Raw genomic sequence first — 16,590 nt, forward strand, 5'->3', positions numbered from 1 at the left:
AATTAGGCTTATTTCAATGTCAAAAATGGCTCATGTTATCGCCCATATTACGATTATTGCAATCGTTGTGCTTAGCAATGCTGTGATGGCGGCAACATGGATAGTTAATAATAACTCTGAGCTACGTGAGCAGTTACTTAGTGCTAACGCTGGGGATACCATAATACTGCAAGCTGCTAGTTACACCGGTAATTTTGAGATCACTAAAGCGTTAATGTTGAAAGGGTTAGAGGGTGCTGATATTGATGCTCTAGGCCATGGCAGTGCGATAAAAGTCAGTGCCAGCGATGTAGCTATACAAGGTCTCAGCATTCGAAATTGGGGCGCCGATCTGTATGAAAATGATGCCGGTATTTGGATTGCAGAACAAACGGACAAGATAACGATTAACGGTAACCGCTTAGTGGGCGATGGGTTTGGGATCCGCGCCGACGATAGCCGAGAGTTGACTATCCGCCATAATCGAATCTCTGGTAATCCCTTGTTGCACGTTCTTGATAGAGGTGATGGCATTTATCTCAATCGCGTTGAGCAGGCCGTCATTGAATTCAATAAAATCGATCATGTCAGAGATGGCGTCTATATCGAGTCGAGTAAAGGCAGTTTAGTTACCAACAACCGCTTTTATGGGCTGCAGTACGGCATTCATTACATGTATAGCGAGCAAGGTGAAGCTTACGGTAATGTGAGCGAAAATGTGAACGGTGGTTACGCGATCATGAGCTCAAAATTGGTGTATTTACATCATAACAGGACACAAAATGCCACTGAGTATGGCGTGTTATTAAACATCACCAATGGTGCGCGTATTGAGTTCAATGTATTACGAAATATCCATAATCCTAATGGACAGGAAGCCTTGGGCAATCAAGGCCGAGCCATGTTCATTTACGGCGCCTTAGATAATGAGATCCGTGGGAATGAGTTTGCGATGAGTGATATAGGTATTGCGATGGCAATGGGTGGAGAGAAGAACCGTATTTATGAGAACAACTTTATTAATAACCTTATTCAAGTGAAATATGTGGGCGATGAGTTACTGCAGTGGAGCTTAGCGGGTCGCGGTAACTATTGGAGTGGCTACATGGGCTGGGATCATACTCAAGATGGCATTGGCGCGCAGAGTTATCAACCTAATGATTCAATGGACAAACTTTTTTGGCGTTATCCTGAAGCCAAATTCTTAATGAATAGCCCAGTTGTTTCCCTTCTGCGTTGGGTTGAGTCGCAACTGACCGTATTCACGGTCACTGGCATTAAAGATGATTACCCGCTAATGCAGCCGTTTCCGATCAATCATCCTGTTGAGTCAGATATGTTCGAAAGTGAGTTTGTCTATGAACAGTAATACGAGTCCAACTTATAATATCCCAGTGGTCAACGTTAAACATGTGGGGCTACGCTTTGGTGATGTTGAGGTATTACATGACATTAATTTGGATGTGTATCAAGGGCAAACGTTAGCGTTGCTCGGCCATAATGGCGCCGGTAAATCTAGCCTAATAAAGTTGATTTTAGGCTTAATTCCGCCCACTACAGGTCAGTTAACAGTACAGAGAGGACAAGCGTCACAGCAGCGAGTCAATCTGGGTTATCTGCCAGAAGATGTCAGCTTCTATGACAAGTTAACGGGTTGGGAGGTGCTTAGCTATTTTGCCGCGCTAAAAGGGGTAAAAGCCCCACGGGTTAAGCAACTTATAGCTGAGTTTGAATTAGAATACGCACAGCATCGCCCCTTAAAGACCTACTCAAAAGGAATGAAGCAACGACTTGGCGTGGCTCAGGCTATTTTGTCGCACCCTGATATCTTATTACTGGATGAACCGACCGTTGGCCTTGACCCACAAGCCTCACAGTTTTTGTATCAAAAAATAGCGTCGCTCAAGCAACAGGGCTGCGCAGTGATTGTATGTACTCATGAACTGTCAATTGTTGAGAAGCATCTCGATAGTGCTCTCTTGCTGGCGGGGGGACGTCGAGTCGGCTCTGGAACACTCGATGATTTGCGCCACGCAAGTGGCCTAAAGACCCAGATTAGGCTGCCAAATTTCACTGATAAAGTGCAGGGCGATGGTTTTTTACAGTCTTTTAGTCATGGACAAGCATTATTAGTGGCTAGCAGCGAGCGTAAGACTGTCATTGAATATTTAGTTCGACAGAAGTTTTGTACTGATTTCAGCGTCATCGAGCCAAGTTTAGAGGCTATTTACCATCACTTTATGCAACAACAACCCCTGAGTCCGTTGCCATCGGATATTGCCGTGGCGGCTACGTCGAAAAAAGGTTGGTTGCAGTCACTACAGTCTTTATTTAGTCCTATCTCAGGTCAGAGTTTATTATGAATAGCATATCGTTAACTTCTCCTATTCTGGTCATTGCTTACAAAGAGCTACGTGATAGTTTACGTAATCGTTGGATCTTATTTATGGGCAGTATATTTATGTTGCTGTCTTTATCCGTCACGTTTGCGGGGAGCGCGGTAACAGGGGAGTTGGCTTTACCTCCACTAGCCAATTTAATGTCGAGTCTATCCACCACTTCGGTGTTTATTATCCCCTTAGCGGCGATTTTGCTCAGTTACGACAGCTTTGTCGGTGAGCAAGAGGCTGGTACATTATTGTTGTTATTGTCATATCCTATCAGTCGTAGCCAAATTCTCATTGGTAAACTGCTGGGCCATAGCGTGGTTATGCTCATTACCACCAGTTGTGCTTTTGGTTCGACGGCAGTGCTATTGCTTGTTTTTGGTAGCCAATACTCAGTGGTCGAAGTGGTGAGTGTTTTTGGGCAATTCATCATTAGCAGTAATTTATTAGCGCTGATTTTTATCTTGTTGGGTTATATCGTTAGTTTGCGTGCGACAGAGAAGGCTAAGGCAGTCGCTGGGCTATTGTTTGTGTGGTTCATTTTGGTGTTAATTTACGATCTGCTGCTACTCACGGTATTGGTATCTGATGTGGTGTTTATGGATAAGCAGGTGCTGAATATCCTGATTGCATTGAACCCAACCGATCTCTATCGAGCGATTAATTTGGTGTCTGTTGATGCGGATAGCACGGGTACTGCGTTTGCAATGATCGGCGAAATCGATTGGGGTATGTCGGTGATGTATTCGTTAATGTTGGTCTGGATCTGTGCTTTGGTTGTTATTTCTCAAAGGATCTTTAGTCGTAAACCGTTATAAAGGGTTTCCTTTATCTAGTCTAAATGTGGCATGATGACGCAAAATTAGAGAGTGCTAAATCTGATTGTTCATAAATACTTTTCATTTTGTGAACAATGACATACCTCAATTAACTATGAACACTTAATTGAGGTTTTTGTCACAATAGCAATTTATTTCTATCACTATAATTTGTGACAATGTGCAGGTTTAATTAGCTCACTCAAATGACTAAATTTTAAGAGGTTAATCTTGCTAAGAGTTACTCCATATCTGGAGCTAGATCAGCAGGCAAAGCAACTGGTCGATCGTGCTAATAATACGACGATCAGCCTGACGTTTTCAGAATCTGCAGTTTTATATCAATTGTTGATTGCCGATAGCGTATGTGGAAAAGAGGCATTACTCGATGCCGGTTGGCCTGATCGTGTTGTTGCCGCTACCTCTTTAACACAATGCATTAGCACGCTGCGGAAAAAACTAGAAGCCTATCCAGAAGTACAACTTAAAACCGTGGCTCGCCGTGGCTATGAGTTATATGTATCGAAGCGATCGCATATTAAAATGCTGGCGGTGAATGATGCTGAATCGATAAAAACAGCGCTTATAGATGTTCCTATGTTGGTCAAAATCGGCGGGATTTTAGTCGTTTTAATACTCATTTTGTGGTGTTGGTATAACAGTGACTATCACAGCACGGTTAAGAACAGCAGTTTGTGGAATGCGGATAAAAAAATAGCATTAAACATCGGCGGCACTAAAGAGATCGTACCGATGTTTTATCAAAGTAATGTTGAGCATCTACATCAGTCAATGTGGCAAAAGCATCTAGCCCCCGAAAGTAACCATTTAACCCATATTGACGACTTCGAAGGCTATGTCGCCACAGATGGGCGTAACTACTCAATGGCGGTCTGTCCCAACGTTATTGATGGTGAATGTACTGGCCATAACTTGATGAACATCACCGCAATTGATCCTAATCCAGCAGGGCTTAATATCAGTCAATTTGCTGAGCTTACTGAGCGGCTTGAGAAAAGGATCCGTTACAACAAGATTATAATTCCTCGCAATGAAAATGAAAATGAACTCGGAGACATTACCGAGCACCACTATCATGCCGATGTCTATTTTCCTGTGGCGGGAGAGCTATTGGTACGTTCTGATCTCAGTCTGTCATTGATCTATGAGGGGGATAATAGCGGGCAATTTTATTCGGCGGCTTGTATTACTGATGAAGACTGCCTAACGACACCGATTAAGTACAAGCTGCGTGGTACGTTTAAGCAATATCAGCAACAGATTAATGGTTTAGATGTTGATGTGTTTCAAGTGAAAGTGAGTCAAAAAGAGTTTATTAAACCTGAAAGTGTTAGTCCGTCAGCAATGTATTTCTATCGAGCGATTAGGAAACACGATATTACCGATGAAGTGTTGTATTTTTATCGAGTGCATACTGATGAGAATAGTGCCGTGTGGATTTCACCGATATTGGGCAGCATTGTCGCTTGGTATAAGTATGATCAGGTAAGGATCTAAACACCAGATCTAAAGAAAAAATCTGCACAAAATAGGGCTCTCAATAATGAATATGAGTGCCCTATTAGTTTTTGATGTGATTTAAACTGGACTCAGATTAATGGGGACTGTTATTTAATAAATGCGAATGCATCACCGTATAAATGGTCTTCTTCAACCCCCATGCTACGGAACACTTCTCGCGCTGCACCGACCATATCAAACCGGCCTGCAATATAGATGTCGTAGCCATTCAAGCTCACAAAGTCAGTTTTTAGTTGCTCTAACAAGTTAGCTTGTTTGCCATTCCAGTCGCTAGGCGCCTCTTCTACCACGGGCACAAAGTGCAACCAAGGGTGTGCATCATGCCACTCACGAGCAATCGATTCATAGTACATCGCATCAATGGTGCGGCAACCCCAATATAGCGTGGTCTCAATCTCTTGTCCGAGTGCTATCTGGTGCTCAACAATACTCTTGATGTAAGAGAATCCAGTACCACCAGCAATCAGTAAACGTGGGCGCAGACTGTCATGGCGTAAATGAGCGTCGCCACCGGGTATTTCAATCTCAATTGTACTGTTATTCGCTAAGCAGTCTTTAAGGCGCTCAACCACTTGCATTGGATAGCTCTCGCTAACCGCAGCACCAATGTGAAGCTCTAAGTGTTGGCTATCAGGCGCTGAAGCGATAGAGAAAGGACGCTTGTCAGTCTCTCCCATCACGACGCAAAGGTATTGGCCAGCTTTAAAATCAAAGGCAACAGCAGACTTTAAAATAACCTGAAATACCGCATCATTAAACGGTGCGACTTTTTCAATTGTACAACTAATGGTGTTCATCTTTAATCCTTGATGAGCCTCTCTTTGGAAGCTTATTCAACATACATTTTGCGTATCGCCTAGGGGCTATACCGCGTTATAGGGTGGGGGCGTCATCTATTCCTAGATCGCTCCATATAGCATCTATTTTTTGTTTGACGGCTTCATCCATCACGATAGGTGTACCCCATTCACGATCGGTTTCACCTTGCCATTTATTGGTTGCATCCATGCCCATTTTGGAACCGAGTCCAGTAACAGGCGAAGCAAAATCGAGATAATCGATAGGCGTATTTTCTATCATTACTGTGTCACGCTTGGGATCCATTCGAGTCGTAATGGCCCAGATCACATCATTCCAATCTCGACAGTTGACGTCTTCGTCGACGACAACAATAAATTTGGTGTACATAAACTGACGTAAGAACGACCACGCACCCATCATCACACGCTTGGCATGACCCGGATATTCCTTACGGATAGAGATCACTGCCATACGGTATGAGCAACCTTCTGGTGGCAGATAGAAGTCGATGATCTCTGGGTATTGTTTGCGCAAAATAGGCACAAAAACTTCATTCAATGCTAGACCTAGCATAGCTGGCTCATCAGGTGGACGGCCGGTGTAGGTGCTGTGGTATATCGCATCTTTTCGATGGGTCATGTGGGTCACAGTAAAGACAGGGAAAGAGTCTGTCTCATTGTAGTAACCGGTATGGTCACCGTATGGACCCTCTTCAGCCATCTCATCAGGATCGATATAGCCTTCGAGAATGATTTCGCTGGTGGCGGGAACTTCTAAATCACAAGTGATAGCTTTACACACTTCAGTGCGCTCACCACGGAGCAATCCCGCAAAGGCATATTCACTCATAGTGTCTGGTACAGGGGTCACGGCTGCTAAAATGGTGACAGGGTCAGCGCCAATAGCCACGACGACGGGGTAGCGCTCACCGGGGTATTTCTCTTTGAAATCTTTAAAGTCCAATGCGCCGCCGCGATGATCAAGCCAGCGCATAATCAGTTTGTTTTTACCAAGTAATTGCTGACGATAGATCCCCAAATTTTGGCGCTTTTGGCGTGGACCTTTAGTAATTGTCAGCCCCCAACTCACCAAGGGAGCAACGTCTCCTGGCCAGCAGTGTTGGACTGGCAGTCGGGTTAGATCAACTTCATCGCCGCTTTTGACCACTTGTTGGCAAGGTGGATTACGCACTGTTTTAGGCGGCATGTTTAAGGCTTGCTTAAACATCGGGATTTTTGCGATCACATCTTTAAAGCCGCGCGGTGGCTCTGGTTCTTTTAGAAACGCGAGTAGTTCACCGACATCTCGAAGTGCGAGAGGATCTTCTTTACCTAAAGCCATAGCGACTCGTTTCGGCGTACCGAACAGATTCACTAGCACTGGCATGTCATTGCCGACAGGGTTTTCGAATAACAGAGCGGGGCCTTTTGAGCGCAGAACGCGATCGGCAATCTCTGTCATTTCCAAATGAGGGTCGACTGGATGACTAATACGCTTAAGCTCACCATTGCTCTCTAGGTGGTCTATAAAACTGCGTAAATCCTTAAAACTCATAGGGGAATTCTCATCGCTATAAAGTGTGATATGGCGCGCACTATAGCATTATTCACGTAGGCGTTAAACGCCTGTTCATCAAAGCCGAGTACGCTAAAGATCCAGTCGTTAGTTATAGGTTGGTTTTAACATTCGACACGACTTTAAATGGCATTGGTGTAAATCGTATTTGGGCGTAAAATAGGTCAATGCTTTATGTTTTGCTAATGTAATATTAGCGTAGGAGTATGGCGATGAAACAACTTTTAGTGAGGTTATTTACGGTAATACTGCTGGTGTCGAGTTCTGCATGGGCTGGTAATGCGGTTTCACAGCAGCATTTACGCTTTGTCGCACCGCCACTATGGGCTGTGAGTAACGTTAGTGTGGGCGTAGGCTGGGGCAGTGGTTGGAATTCAAATTTTAATGACCCATGGCGCTGGAATGTTGGTGTATCAAATGGGTGGTATTCGTACCCATATCGTGGCCGCTATTACCGTCCAGGCTGGGGCCACTATGGTTCTCGTTGGGGTTATAATCGTAACCAATATACATCCCCTTATCGTTATCAGCAGCCTGTTTACCGTCAAGCAGAGGCTAAAGTTATATCGCCTCCAGAACGAGTGACAACCAGTGTTAGCTATGCAACGGGCTTAACGCATTTGCCGGAAAATGCCCGTGTGGTACAAAAAGATGGTCACACTGTTTATGAGTGGCAAGGGGTCGAGTACGTGTTTGACTGGAATAGTAAAACCTACAACAAGGTTGATTAACTTAGTTTGGTGTCAAACATGTATTAACAAGGTCGCACATATAAGCGCGACCTCACGCTAATGCAAATCACCAAACCACTTCAGTTATTACATTCTCAGTTTCACCAATAAGGGTCTTGACCACATTATTGTCAGCATCGAGTAATATCAATCTGGGTATACCTGTGTTGGCAAATTGGTTATAGATACTTCTATCGGTATCAGCAACGAGGGCAAAGTTGAGTTCATACTCTTGGGCAAACTTATCGAGCGCCGCGTTATTTTCCTCTCGACCAATACCAATAATATCGACATTAGGGCTCAAATAAATATCTGACGCGGTGAGGTGTTTGATGGTGCGTTGTGAATCATGGCACCAAGTGGCGAATAAAATGAGTAACTTATTATTACGCGACTCGCTCAGGTCAATGCTGTTTCCTTGAGTATCAACAAAATGGGTTACAGGCACTTTGTCACCGGCTTCCACATAGGTTAAGTATTCTGTTTTGTTTTGCTGAGCAGTGGCGTGTTCGATATTGTTTGCGCAGCCTGTTGTCGTCAATATAAACAAGCTGATTAGGATCAGTGTTAGGGCTCTCATAGGGCATCCATTCATCTGTAAGTCGCCCTAAAGTAACAAAGCCTAACCCATTTGTATAAGGCTTCTTAAAGCTTGTTGTATGCAGCATTAGCAAAGTCGGCTGATAGTGCTTAGAGACCATAGGCAGCTAGCCTGTGAGAAAAGGACGGGGTCCCTTTACTCAATATTATAGCGAATGGAAGAAACGCTCTGGTCTTGGCAGGTAGTAATTATCGTAGTTAGCCGAAAATACCACGGTTTTTGAACGGCCAACGATTTCGGCTCTTGGCACAAAACCAATCATTCTTGAATCCGCACTATGTTCGCGATTATCTCCAAGCACCAAATAATGCCCTTCTGGTACTGTAATGGGGCCAAAACTAGATTGACGTGTAATAACACCTTGCCCCGACATCCCTGCAATTTTTACCTGATGGCTTAAGCCCAAAAGGTGCTCAACCCGAATGTCTGAATTATCCAATTTTGGCTCGGACGCGTCGCTATACTGCAGTACTTCACCATTAATCGATAACACATTGTCGCGCATTACTATTGTGTCAGTGGGAAGGCCTATTACTCGCTTGACCAATTTCTTGTTACTGGCCTTTGAGTCAAAGATAACGATGTCGCCACGTTGCGGATCAGCAAGCTTGGCAATGGATATATGGGTAAACGGAATACGGAGATCGTAAGCCATTTTATTCACCAGTAGACGATCACCTTCGACGATGGTGGGTTTCATTGAACCTGTGGGGACACTGTTCCAGTCGGCAACTGCGCTTCTGAACACCAGCATTAATGAAATAAACAAAATAAGTGAGCGGTTCTGTTTTAGTAGCGTTAGAAATCTTCTCATACAATAGTTCCTTTATTGATTTTGGTGCTTATTCTCCAATTTGAGACTATGTCACTCTGCAAAAATTCATATTTCAGCTAGATATAAAGGTAACCAAATATGAATTGCGAGTCTGTAGAGGGTTGTATCGATGATTTTTACGTGCCAATTTGCTGGATAATACAGCAAGAAAACCGCTATATTGCAGAAAATGCATTAAATGGTCTATTTGTTGCCCAGTTGAACAAATAGAGGCTTTACATTCTAACTCGATATCCCTATTATTCACGGCGTTCGGAGAGATGGCAGAGTGGTCGAATGCACCGGTCTTGAAAACCGGCATAGGTTTGTAGCCTATCTAGGGTTCAAATCCCTATCTCTCCGCCACATTAAGATGAAGGGCTACCAGAAATGGTAGCCCTTTTTCGTATGGGAAAAGAAAGATAATGATAGTTAGAGTCTGCTTAGGGTTTGTAGCGCAGTCACGTAGGGTTCAAATCCTTATCTCTCCGCCACATTAAGATGAAGGGCTACCAGAAATGGTAGCCCTTTTTCGTATGGGATAATAAGAATCCTATTGTTCCTCTTGATTAGAGTCAGCCGCATTAAGATAACGCTATTTAATCGCTCTGGTGTAAGGCGATAGCCACTATTTCAATGCAAAATAGATATCGGTAATCAGCTCGTTTTCAGGGACTGCTGGAAACAGGTTCATATATTGGAAGAACAGCGGAAAATCTCTTAATTGCTCTCCACTTGTAGGTAACCAATCGCGGTAGAATTGATAGATTTTTTCATCCATCTGCTGATGCGATCCTAAATGTCTTATTTTGGCAAAGCGGCCGCCGGGAATCATTTTGGCGATCACGCCGTAATCATTGGCCTGTAACTCTTGGGTGAGGGAGCCACAAATGTCAAAGTGAAACTGCTCGGCAGGTACAGTGTTGGGGTCGTTATACGGCACGCCTATCGATTGGCTGCTGGCCACTGGAGAGTCGGTTGTGGCTTTGCGCCACTCAATAAACTTTTGGAGTGAGTCGTTGAGTGTTTGCGGCGCGCCGTGGTGTTCCAATACAGCAACTTGTGTCTCTTCTCTATGGGTTAATTCTATATTCACAGTATCATTCCTCGTTAGGTTCATTTTCTCATATTCGTCACTCCACAGCTGCCAATTCGGTGTGAGTCGAAACTGAGATGGAGTTTGTATAAATGCCTTTTTAAACGCACGAGAGAAGGATTCTGAGTTTTCAAAGCCAGCATCAAGCGCGATATCCGTTATCCGCTCATTAGCATGAAATACTAATCGATATGAGGCTCTTTTAAGACGCATCATCAAGATGTATCTCCCAACGTTGATCCCGGTAAAAACCTGAAACTGTCGATGAAAATGATATTTCGAAAAATGAACCACCTGACTCAACTGTTGCACATTTAGGTCGTCGTCTAAATGCAGGGCAATATAATCGCAAATCGCGACAATTTTGGCTGAATAGTGTTGGCTTGTCTGCTGGCTCATTTCAATCTCTCCTCAAGTGCGAAGCTATTATTACAGTGAACCACAGACGTTACCTGACCGAAATTGCTGACTAGTTTATTAATCGTTAAAATCCGCGTCGCTTCCAGAATGCACCTATTTTGTCACCCTCTTCATTGAGGTGTACTTTAAAGGTTTTCTCGGCAATGACTTTGCCTTTGAGCTCAAGTGTCATGCGCCATTTGCCGACTTTATTGTGTTCTGGTGCCCAGATGGTGTCGCCAATGTAGAACTTCCAGTCATTAGACTTTATGTAAACTTCACCGTCAAAGGGGGGCCGAATATCGCCGTTGGCATCGGGAATGTCGGGATGGTATATGCAGTAGCGTAATACTTGGTTCTTGGCTTTTTTTATCTGCGCGACAAAACCAAACTCAATGTCGACTTCAGCGGGCACGTGTATCGTTGCTTTCGTCAATTTAGGCAAGTCATCACTGTCTTCGTCCCATTGGGTGAAAATACCGCTACGAATGATATTGACATCAGGTTTGAGTTTAGACATGAGTGGCAAGTCTTCATGTAAGAGTTTAAGAGGTAATAAGGATACCCAAAATAGCGCCAACTTTCATGTTACGCAGCTAATAGGATTAAACGTGAATATTTCTGTACAGCATAAAATGCTGTTCGAGTGGACATTTTTAGCAGGCAAGGTAATCTGATGTGGACTTATGTATCGAACATTAGCATTTTTATAATCATCAATTTGATAGCTAGGTAGTGTTGATGCTATGGATTGAAACTGCATAAGCCGCTTACTTACTTCTCAATTCAATTAGGATGAAGTCAACTTTATGAATCTTGCTACTCTATTTTACGTCTACGACCCTATGTGCAGCTGGTGTTGGGGTTATAAACCAACATGGTCACTGTTAGAAAACCAACTAAAACAACAATTCCCAGACCTCGCTATTGAGTATCGTTTAGGCGGGCTAGCAGCCGATACCGACGAGCCGATGCCGCAAGATATGCAGGTCTTTTTACAGCAGACATGGCAGCGTATTTCAGTGCAGTTAGGCACTCAATTTAACTTTGATTTTTGGACTGAGTGTCAGCCAAAAAGAGCCACCTATCCAGCGTGTCGTGCAATATTGTTGGCGCGGGATGCAGGGCTAGAAGCCGAGTTTTATCTTGCGGTGCAGCAGGCGTATTATCTTGAAGCGAAGAACCCTTCAGATGATACAACATTGGTTGATATCGCCAGCAAGTTAGCAATGGATCGTGAGGCTTTTGCTAAAGCGCTCAATAGTGATTTAACCAAAAGTCGATTGCAGCAAGAGATAAGTCAAACAAGACGGTTACCCATTCAGGGCTTTCCCTCTTTGGTGCTGGCGCTAAATGGCGACTTAATATTAATTGAGTTGGATTATAAAAATGCACCAACCAGCTTTAACCAAATTGCACTGCTGATGAAAGAGGCCAAACTCGAAGTCTAGTGGCTAGGGCTACTCTACACAGTTAACGTGGTGCTCATTGTTGACGGTTAAGGCGAGTACTTTCATATATTGGTTGTGGGTAACATAACCGCAGCGGCCGTTAATTTGTTCACCAGAAGACAGCCGGATGCGATAGATATATTCACCATCCACTTGTTCGGTGCTGTGGTGAATACGCATGCTTTTAGACGGTTCGATATTATCGAATACCAGATTATTGTTGGGGAGACTGACTTCAACGCGGGTCAGTAGTTGCCCGGACTGGTTGTTGATCTCAACGCTAGGCATAATGAAAAAATAAGCGTGGTAGCCTATAAATAAACACAGTGCGGTAAATAGGGTGAATATAAGGCAACTTCGCATCAATACTCCTAAGTGGACGTTGAGTGATGTAAATCAATTTTTATAAGTATAGAAAACGATTCCATTATTTTTATTTCACGCTTTAATTCGTGTATCACTATTATCCGCGGTTAATGGTGATATCAGAGATATAGCCATGTTCTGTTGCCGTCAGGGCTTGCTTTAACATCAGAGCGGCTTCTTCTGCGCTCATAAAGTGACTGGTATTAAGGGATTTACCACTGGTATCCCAAAATGATGTTGCCATCCCCCCTGGATATACCGCAATCAGTTTCATCGGATGGCTCTTTAACTCTAGTCGAACCGACTCAACTAAACCTCGCACCGCCCATTTTACGGCGCAATAAGTGGACTCTTCAGCCTTAGCCATTTGTGCGGCCGTTGACATCACAATCACCACCGTGACAGGCTTATCTTTATAACGTTTTACGGCCTCGCGCAGGAGCATTATTGCCGAGGTGACATTGTTGCTGATCAAGGCATTTATCGCCGCTGCGGATTGCTCTTCTAAACGACCAAAATAGCCACTCCCCGCACTGTGAATGATGACAGAGGGCGTTTGTGGCAATGAATCAAATAAGCTGATGACAGAGTGCTCATTACTGAGATCGCAGCTGTGAGGGGTGACATTGGCCCCCAAGTTTGCCGCGAGAGTGTTTAAACGTTCTGCATTACGACCGCTGATGCAAACTGCGGATTCTTGACTGTATAGTGTCGCCAACGCTGCGCCTAAACCTGAGCTTGCACCTGTGATCAATACCATCGCGGTCTATTTCCTTTGATTCTGTCTATACACAACGACCTGAATATGCTCGTTGCAGAGGTGTTGCGCCAGCGTAATTGTAGGCGTATTTAGGTATAATTACTCTATTACTAGCAGTGGTTGTTCAAAGTCTATTTGCTCACCATCTTCGATTAATATAGCGGTGATGGTGCCACTTTTATCCGCCGCAATACGATTCATCATCGTCATGGCTTCAATGATACAAACAATGTCGCCTTGCTTTACCTGTTGCCCTAGAAAGCATAATGGCTTGTCAGTATTTTTATCAGTCAGATAGAGGGTGCCAACCATGGGTGATAGCAGTTTATGGCTGTCTAAATCATCATAGTGTTTGCTCGCGCCAGTATTGGAACTTGGCTCTGCCGTCGGCGCGGCCACACTGCTTGCGGGGACTAGAAATGTTTGTACGCCAGCTTGAATAGGCAGCGGACTGTGACGGCAAATACGCACCGACTCTTCACCTTCTTTGATCTCTAGTTCGGCAATATCCGACTCTTGAACTAACTCAATCAGCTTTTTTATCTTACGAATATCCATATTGGGCCAGTGACCTTATTTTTGTTTTGATGCGTTCAGCTGAGCGATCGCCGATTGCAGTGCAAATTGATAACCCTGAGCGCCTAAACCGCAAATAACCCCCACGGCTTTATCGGAGAAATAGGAGTGGTGGCGGAAAGGTTCGCGACTATGGACGTTAGATAGATGCACTTCGATGAAGGGGATTGCGACGCCTAAAAGTGCATCGCGCAGCGCAACACTGGTATGGGTGAAAGCCGCGGGATTGATAATGACAAAATCGGCATCGGTATTATGTATCGCCTCAATTAATAGGTGCTCGGCGTTAGATTGAATATGATCTAACAGCACGTTGGCATCAGCAGCTTGCTGTTTTAGGCCATTAACAATGTGCTCAAGGGTATGATGTCCATAATGCCCGGGCTCTCTGCGTCCGAGTAAATTCAGATTAGGACCATTGACGAGTAATATTTTGGCTTGGCTGCTCATAAAAAATCCCCTTGGATAAACCGTATTAAAGTACGCTATTGATTGATTTAAAATCAATCAATAGGTTGTTGAACTAAAATTAGTGTTCAATGTTCAATGTTCACTTTTATTTTGTCTTAGGGCTTTGGTTGCCCCTTTCTGCTTTTTACTATCAATGCGGCGACGTTGGCTGCCTTTAGTCGGTTTAGTGGCAATTCGCTTTTTTTGTACGACAGCGACACTCGCAACTAAAGCGACAAACTGCTCTAGCGCCGTTTGACGGTTAAAGTCCTGGCTACGACTCTGTTGGCATTTGATAATGATCTTGCCACTTTTTGTGATGCGATGATCGGCTTTAGAGAGCAAACGTGCTTGGTAGAACTCAGGTAAAGATGAGTTCTTAATATCGAAAATCAGCTGCGCTGCAGTAGATACTTTATTGAGGTGTTGACCACCAGCGCCACTGGAGCGTATAAATTGCCATTCAATTTCGTTGTCTTGAATAGAAACCGCGTTGGATATTTTAATTAATGCCAAGGAATAATGCCTACTCTAAAAGGTTCATTTCAAGCCCAAGTTGACGATGCTAAGCTTGATGAAGGTCAATGTTAACAGACTTTAAGCTAAAATAAGGGCTTAAGCCGCTTTTCCTTCAATTTTGATTTGCTATCATCAAGCGATTATTGATACGACTTTTTAAACTAAAGTGTAGCGTTATGGAGCCTATATATGCTGTGTAAGATCCCAGATATCGCCAAAGGCGTCATTAGCTTATTTGCCAGTGGTCGATTATCCACTGAAGATTACGCTCAAATATTGCAGCCGATGATTGAAAAATACCGAGATAACAATGGCAAAGTGTGTTTATACGTTGAAGCAGATGTCTTGCTTGAAGGTTGGCAGCATGAGTCGTTAGCGGGGAGTGGCAAGGTGCAATTACCCAATTTCGAGGCCTTGGTACTGGTCGGTGGCCCTGACTGGTTTGGTAATGCCGTTAGGTTGCTAGGGCCCTTTATGCAAGGTGAAGTAGCGTGGTACCCGTTAGAGCAAAAACAACAAGCGATCGATTGGATTGCTGCGCGTACCTAGAGTTTATATATGCATAGGTATTGGTATACTAGTCCAAGAATAAATACGGGTGAGTACTTGCTCTCAGTCTATAAAAAGGATTAAAGATGTCTCTGTCAAAATTATCAGCAACATGTTTGGCGTTAGTGTTGGCCATGGGTATGACCGCCTGTGCGCCTGAAGTGGGTAGTGAAGCCTGGTGCCAGCAGATGAGTGAGAAACCGTCTGGGGACTGGAGCACTAATGAAGCTACTGATTATGCGAAACATTGTGTATTTAAATAACGCTATCATCCCGCGGCACTAAATGCGATGAAGTTCACTAAGGGCAATATAAAAAGTTGTGCGAAGTGAACTTTAAGATACTATGTCGGTCATATCTGGCAGACCGCTGTGTTTTTTAATTCAATTGATAGGTGAAGTTTGCGTTTATTTGCTCCTCAACATCTTCTAAAGCTAACAGCCGTGCTTATCGCGATTGTTCTCCTGCAATTTGTAGGCGGAAATCTTGGCGCGCACCAGTTACATTTAGGCGATCATGAGCAAGAGAGCGAATGTCACCCACACGTCAAATTTAATGCTGAAGTCAGCACATTAGTGCAATGTATTGATGACTGTACCTGTTCGCTAGAGCAACAAGCTAGCGAACAAGGCTCTGCATTGCATAAACATACTATTGTTAAGACAGAGTCGAAGAGTTTTGATTTGTGTCTTGATTGCCCTTGTCATGGTGGTCATGTCACCGCAATGTCAATTGCGTCGATAACACCTGCCATTCCAGTCGACGATATGTTGCATGCCAGTAATAAGCAATATCTACCACCCGTACCATTGCAAGATTACCGCCCTCCTATAGTTTGATCCCTATCAGCACCAAAATACAAAAATTCTGAGTCACGATGATAGCGCTTTGCTCTCGTCGCTAACCTGCAGTTGTATTTTATCTTTGCTGAATCTTTACCATTTATTTAGTGTGAAAAGTGCCTAGCAGACTACTTTTAGTGAGTCATATCACCACGGGTAATGCATCAAATGGCGCTTCCATACTACTCTTATAAAGATTGATACAGATCGACCAACAACGCTTTAGTTGTAGGTGATTTGTATGATATCTGACGTAATTGTTCTCCAATTAAAGGTGTCTTTGAGCATTCATTTTATGGATCTCTGAGGTAAACCTAAAATAGAGAATATCGTC

21 protein-coding genes and 1 tRNA gene are annotated in these 16,590 nt (G+C 43.8%); 11 read left to right on the top strand and 11 right to left on the bottom strand.

Going from position 1 to position 16,590, the window contains the following annotated elements; genetic code table 11:
* The first annotated feature begins 16 nt into the window (after positions 1-16).
* From nosD to CXF83_RS03885, 4 genes are all read left to right on the top strand, one after another.
* On the top strand, positions 17-1,348 hold the full coding sequence (gene nosD / locus CXF83_RS03870) for a nitrous oxide reductase family maturation protein NosD (protein ID WP_232775023.1): 1,332 nt from the start codon (positions 17-19) through the stop codon (positions 1,346-1,348).
* Complete coding sequence (locus tag CXF83_RS03875; RefSeq protein ID WP_101090312.1) at positions 1,338-2,342, top strand: ABC transporter ATP-binding protein; 1,005 nt, start codon at positions 1,338-1,340, stop codon at positions 2,340-2,342. The genes nosD and CXF83_RS03875 overlap by 11 nt, the downstream gene beginning before the upstream one ends.
* Positions 2,339-3,184 carry an ABC transporter permease gene (locus tag CXF83_RS03880; protein ID WP_101090311.1) on the top strand — a complete coding sequence of 282 codons (846 nt, stop codon included), beginning with the start codon at positions 2,339-2,341 and terminating at the stop codon, positions 3,182-3,184. The genes CXF83_RS03875 and CXF83_RS03880 overlap by 4 nt, the downstream gene beginning before the upstream one ends.
* 231 nt (positions 3,185-3,415) lie before the next feature.
* The gene (locus CXF83_RS03885) at positions 3,416-4,702 is read left to right on the top strand and encodes a winged helix-turn-helix domain-containing protein (protein ID WP_101090310.1); all 1,287 of its coding nucleotides are present in this window, start codon (positions 3,416-3,418) and stop codon (positions 4,700-4,702) included.
* Positions 4,703-4,812: 110 nt separating this feature from the next.
* On the opposite strand, the gene fre is transcribed toward CXF83_RS03885, so the two are convergent.
* Complete coding sequence (gene fre / locus CXF83_RS03890) at positions 4,813-5,523, bottom strand: NAD(P)H-flavin reductase (RefSeq protein ID WP_101090309.1); 711 nt, start codon at positions 5,521-5,523, stop codon at positions 4,813-4,815.
* Positions 5,524-5,599: 76 nt separating this feature from the next.
* Positions 5,600-7,081: a 4-hydroxy-3-polyprenylbenzoate decarboxylase gene (ubiD, locus tag CXF83_RS03895; RefSeq protein ID WP_101090308.1), complete on the bottom strand. Its 1,482-nt coding sequence runs from the start codon at positions 7,079-7,081 to the stop codon at positions 5,600-5,602.
* Positions 7,082-7,314: 233 nt separating this feature from the next.
* On the opposite strand from ubiD, the gene CXF83_RS03900 reads away from it, so the two are divergent.
* On the top strand, positions 7,315-7,833 hold the full coding sequence (locus tag CXF83_RS03900) for a hypothetical protein (protein WP_101090307.1): 519 nt from the start codon (positions 7,315-7,317) through the stop codon (positions 7,831-7,833).
* A gap of 67 nt (positions 7,834-7,900) precedes the next feature.
* Here the strand turns inward: CXF83_RS03900 and CXF83_RS03905 are convergent, their stop codons facing one another.
* Positions 7,901-8,413 carry a TlpA family protein disulfide reductase gene (locus CXF83_RS03905; protein ID WP_101090306.1) on the bottom strand — a complete coding sequence of 171 codons (513 nt, stop codon included), beginning with the start codon at positions 8,411-8,413 and terminating at the stop codon, positions 7,901-7,903.
* Positions 8,414-8,579: 166 nt separating this feature from the next.
* Positions 8,580-9,248, bottom strand: coding sequence for a signal peptidase I (gene lepB, locus CXF83_RS03910; RefSeq protein ID WP_101090305.1), 669 nt, complete (start codon positions 9,246-9,248; stop codon positions 8,580-8,582).
* A 99-nt stretch (positions 9,249-9,347) separates the two neighbouring features.
* Between lepB and CXF83_RS22950 the strand changes: the two genes are divergently transcribed.
* Together CXF83_RS22950 and CXF83_RS03915 are read left to right on the top strand one after the other, a co-directional pair.
* Complete coding sequence (locus tag CXF83_RS22950; protein ID WP_257982779.1) at positions 9,348-9,479, top strand: hypothetical protein; 132 nt, start codon at positions 9,348-9,350, stop codon at positions 9,477-9,479.
* A gap of 44 nt (positions 9,480-9,523) precedes the next feature.
* A tRNA-Ser gene (locus tag CXF83_RS03915) sits at positions 9,524-9,614 on the top strand.
* 262 nt (positions 9,615-9,876) lie between these two features.
* On the opposite strand, the gene CXF83_RS03920 is transcribed toward CXF83_RS03915, so the two are convergent.
* Together CXF83_RS03920 and CXF83_RS03925 are read right to left on the bottom strand one after the other, a co-directional pair.
* Complete coding sequence (locus CXF83_RS03920; RefSeq protein ID WP_101090304.1) at positions 9,877-10,743, bottom strand: AraC family transcriptional regulator; 867 nt, start codon at positions 10,741-10,743, stop codon at positions 9,877-9,879.
* A gap of 85 nt (positions 10,744-10,828) precedes the next feature.
* Positions 10,829-11,263 carry a DUF3859 domain-containing protein gene (locus tag CXF83_RS03925; RefSeq protein WP_101090303.1) on the bottom strand — a complete coding sequence of 145 codons (435 nt, stop codon included), beginning with the start codon at positions 11,261-11,263 and terminating at the stop codon, positions 10,829-10,831.
* Between the two features lie 289 nt (positions 11,264-11,552).
* Here CXF83_RS03925 and CXF83_RS03930 point away from each other — a divergent pair, with 289 nt between their 5' ends.
* Complete coding sequence (locus CXF83_RS03930; RefSeq protein WP_101090302.1) at positions 11,553-12,194, top strand: DsbA family protein; 642 nt, start codon at positions 11,553-11,555, stop codon at positions 12,192-12,194.
* Between the two features lie 9 nt (positions 12,195-12,203).
* Here CXF83_RS03930 and CXF83_RS03935 read toward each other — a convergent pair whose 3' ends face one another.
* From CXF83_RS03935 to arfB, 5 genes are all read right to left on the bottom strand, one after another.
* Positions 12,204-12,557, bottom strand: a complete 354-nt coding sequence (locus tag CXF83_RS03935; protein WP_101090301.1) for a hypothetical protein — start codon at positions 12,555-12,557, stop codon at positions 12,204-12,206.
* Between the two features lie 100 nt (positions 12,558-12,657).
* Positions 12,658-13,320 carry an SDR family NAD(P)-dependent oxidoreductase gene (locus tag CXF83_RS03940; protein ID WP_101090300.1) on the bottom strand — a complete coding sequence of 221 codons (663 nt, stop codon included), beginning with the start codon at positions 13,318-13,320 and terminating at the stop codon, positions 12,658-12,660.
* Between the two features lie 99 nt (positions 13,321-13,419).
* Positions 13,420-13,878, bottom strand: a complete 459-nt coding sequence (accB, locus tag CXF83_RS03945) for an acetyl-CoA carboxylase biotin carboxyl carrier protein (protein WP_101090299.1) — start codon at positions 13,876-13,878, stop codon at positions 13,420-13,422.
* 15 nt (positions 13,879-13,893) lie between these two features.
* Positions 13,894-14,346 carry a type II 3-dehydroquinate dehydratase gene (gene aroQ / locus CXF83_RS03950; RefSeq protein WP_101090298.1) on the bottom strand — a complete coding sequence of 151 codons (453 nt, stop codon included), beginning with the start codon at positions 14,344-14,346 and terminating at the stop codon, positions 13,894-13,896.
* 93 nt (positions 14,347-14,439) lie between these two features.
* A complete protein-coding gene (arfB, locus tag CXF83_RS03955; protein ID WP_101090297.1) occupies positions 14,440-14,862 on the bottom strand; it encodes an alternative ribosome rescue aminoacyl-tRNA hydrolase ArfB in 423 nt (140 codons plus the stop codon).
* Positions 14,863-15,054: 192 nt separating this feature from the next.
* Between arfB and CXF83_RS03960 the strand changes: the two genes are divergently transcribed.
* The 3 genes from CXF83_RS03960 to CXF83_RS03970 all read left to right on the top strand — a co-directional run bounded on the left by CXF83_RS03960 (position 15,055) and on the right by CXF83_RS03970 (position 16,253).
* Entirely contained in the window at positions 15,055-15,414 is a 360-nt protein-coding gene (locus tag CXF83_RS03960) for an STAS/SEC14 domain-containing protein (RefSeq protein ID WP_101090296.1), read from the top strand.
* A gap of 86 nt (positions 15,415-15,500) precedes the next feature.
* On the top strand, positions 15,501-15,677 hold the full coding sequence (locus CXF83_RS03965) for a DUF3012 domain-containing protein (protein ID WP_101090295.1): 177 nt from the start codon (positions 15,501-15,503) through the stop codon (positions 15,675-15,677).
* 138 nt (positions 15,678-15,815) lie between these two features.
* The gene (locus CXF83_RS03970) at positions 15,816-16,253 is read left to right on the top strand and encodes a hypothetical protein (RefSeq protein ID WP_101090294.1); all 438 of its coding nucleotides are present in this window, start codon (positions 15,816-15,818) and stop codon (positions 16,251-16,253) included.
* Positions 16,254-16,590 lie beyond the last annotated feature (337 nt).

Source organism: Shewanella sp. Choline-02u-19 (assembly GCF_002836205.1).
Taxonomy (GTDB): domain Bacteria; phylum Pseudomonadota; class Gammaproteobacteria; order Enterobacterales; family Shewanellaceae; genus Shewanella.

What these genes read in the sequence shown, in the direction of transcription:
- CXF83_RS03920 (WP_101090304.1), bottom strand. Translation starts at nt 10,743, where the DNA reads ATGAGCCAGCAGACAAGCCAACACTATTCAGCCAAAATTGTCGCGATT.
- CXF83_RS03930 (WP_101090302.1), top strand. Translation starts at nt 11,553, where the DNA reads ATGAATCTTGCTACTCTATTTTACGTCTACGACCCTATGTGCAGCTGG.
- CXF83_RS03960 (WP_101090296.1), top strand. Translation starts at nt 15,055, where the DNA reads ATGCTGTGTAAGATCCCAGATATCGCCAAAGGCGTCATTAGCTTATTT.
- CXF83_RS03935 (WP_101090301.1), bottom strand. Translation starts at nt 12,557, where the DNA reads ATGCGAAGTTGCCTTATATTCACCCTATTTACCGCACTGTGTTTATTT.
- CXF83_RS03880 (WP_101090311.1), top strand. Translation starts at nt 2,339, where the DNA reads ATGAATAGCATATCGTTAACTTCTCCTATTCTGGTCATTGCTTACAAA.
- CXF83_RS03965 (WP_101090295.1), top strand. Translation starts at nt 15,501, where the DNA reads ATGTCTCTGTCAAAATTATCAGCAACATGTTTGGCGTTAGTGTTGGCC.
- accB (WP_101090299.1), bottom strand. Translation starts at nt 13,878, where the DNA reads ATGGATATTCGTAAGATAAAAAAGCTGATTGAGTTAGTTCAAGAGTCG.
- CXF83_RS03925 (WP_101090303.1), bottom strand. Translation starts at nt 11,263, where the DNA reads ATGTCTAAACTCAAACCTGATGTCAATATCATTCGTAGCGGTATTTTC.
- ubiD (WP_101090308.1), bottom strand. Translation starts at nt 7,081, where the DNA reads ATGAGTTTTAAGGATTTACGCAGTTTTATAGACCACCTAGAGAGCAAT.
- fre (WP_101090309.1), bottom strand. Translation starts at nt 5,523, where the DNA reads ATGAACACCATTAGTTGTACAATTGAAAAAGTCGCACCGTTTAATGAT.
- nosD (WP_232775023.1), top strand. Translation starts at nt 17, where the DNA reads ATGTCAAAAATGGCTCATGTTATCGCCCATATTACGATTATTGCAATC.
- lepB (WP_101090305.1), bottom strand. Translation starts at nt 9,248, where the DNA reads ATGAGAAGATTTCTAACGCTACTAAAACAGAACCGCTCACTTATTTTG.
- CXF83_RS03875 (WP_101090312.1), top strand. Translation starts at nt 1,338, where the DNA reads ATGAACAGTAATACGAGTCCAACTTATAATATCCCAGTGGTCAACGTT.
- CXF83_RS22950 (WP_257982779.1), top strand. Translation starts at nt 9,348, where the DNA reads ATGAATTGCGAGTCTGTAGAGGGTTGTATCGATGATTTTTACGTGCCA.
- CXF83_RS03900 (WP_101090307.1), top strand. Translation starts at nt 7,315, where the DNA reads ATGAAACAACTTTTAGTGAGGTTATTTACGGTAATACTGCTGGTGTCG.
- CXF83_RS03905 (WP_101090306.1), bottom strand. Translation starts at nt 8,413, where the DNA reads ATGAGAGCCCTAACACTGATCCTAATCAGCTTGTTTATATTGACGACA.
- aroQ (WP_101090298.1), bottom strand. Translation starts at nt 14,346, where the DNA reads ATGAGCAGCCAAGCCAAAATATTACTCGTCAATGGTCCTAATCTGAAT.
- CXF83_RS03940 (WP_101090300.1), bottom strand. Translation starts at nt 13,320, where the DNA reads ATGGTATTGATCACAGGTGCAAGCTCAGGTTTAGGCGCAGCGTTGGCG.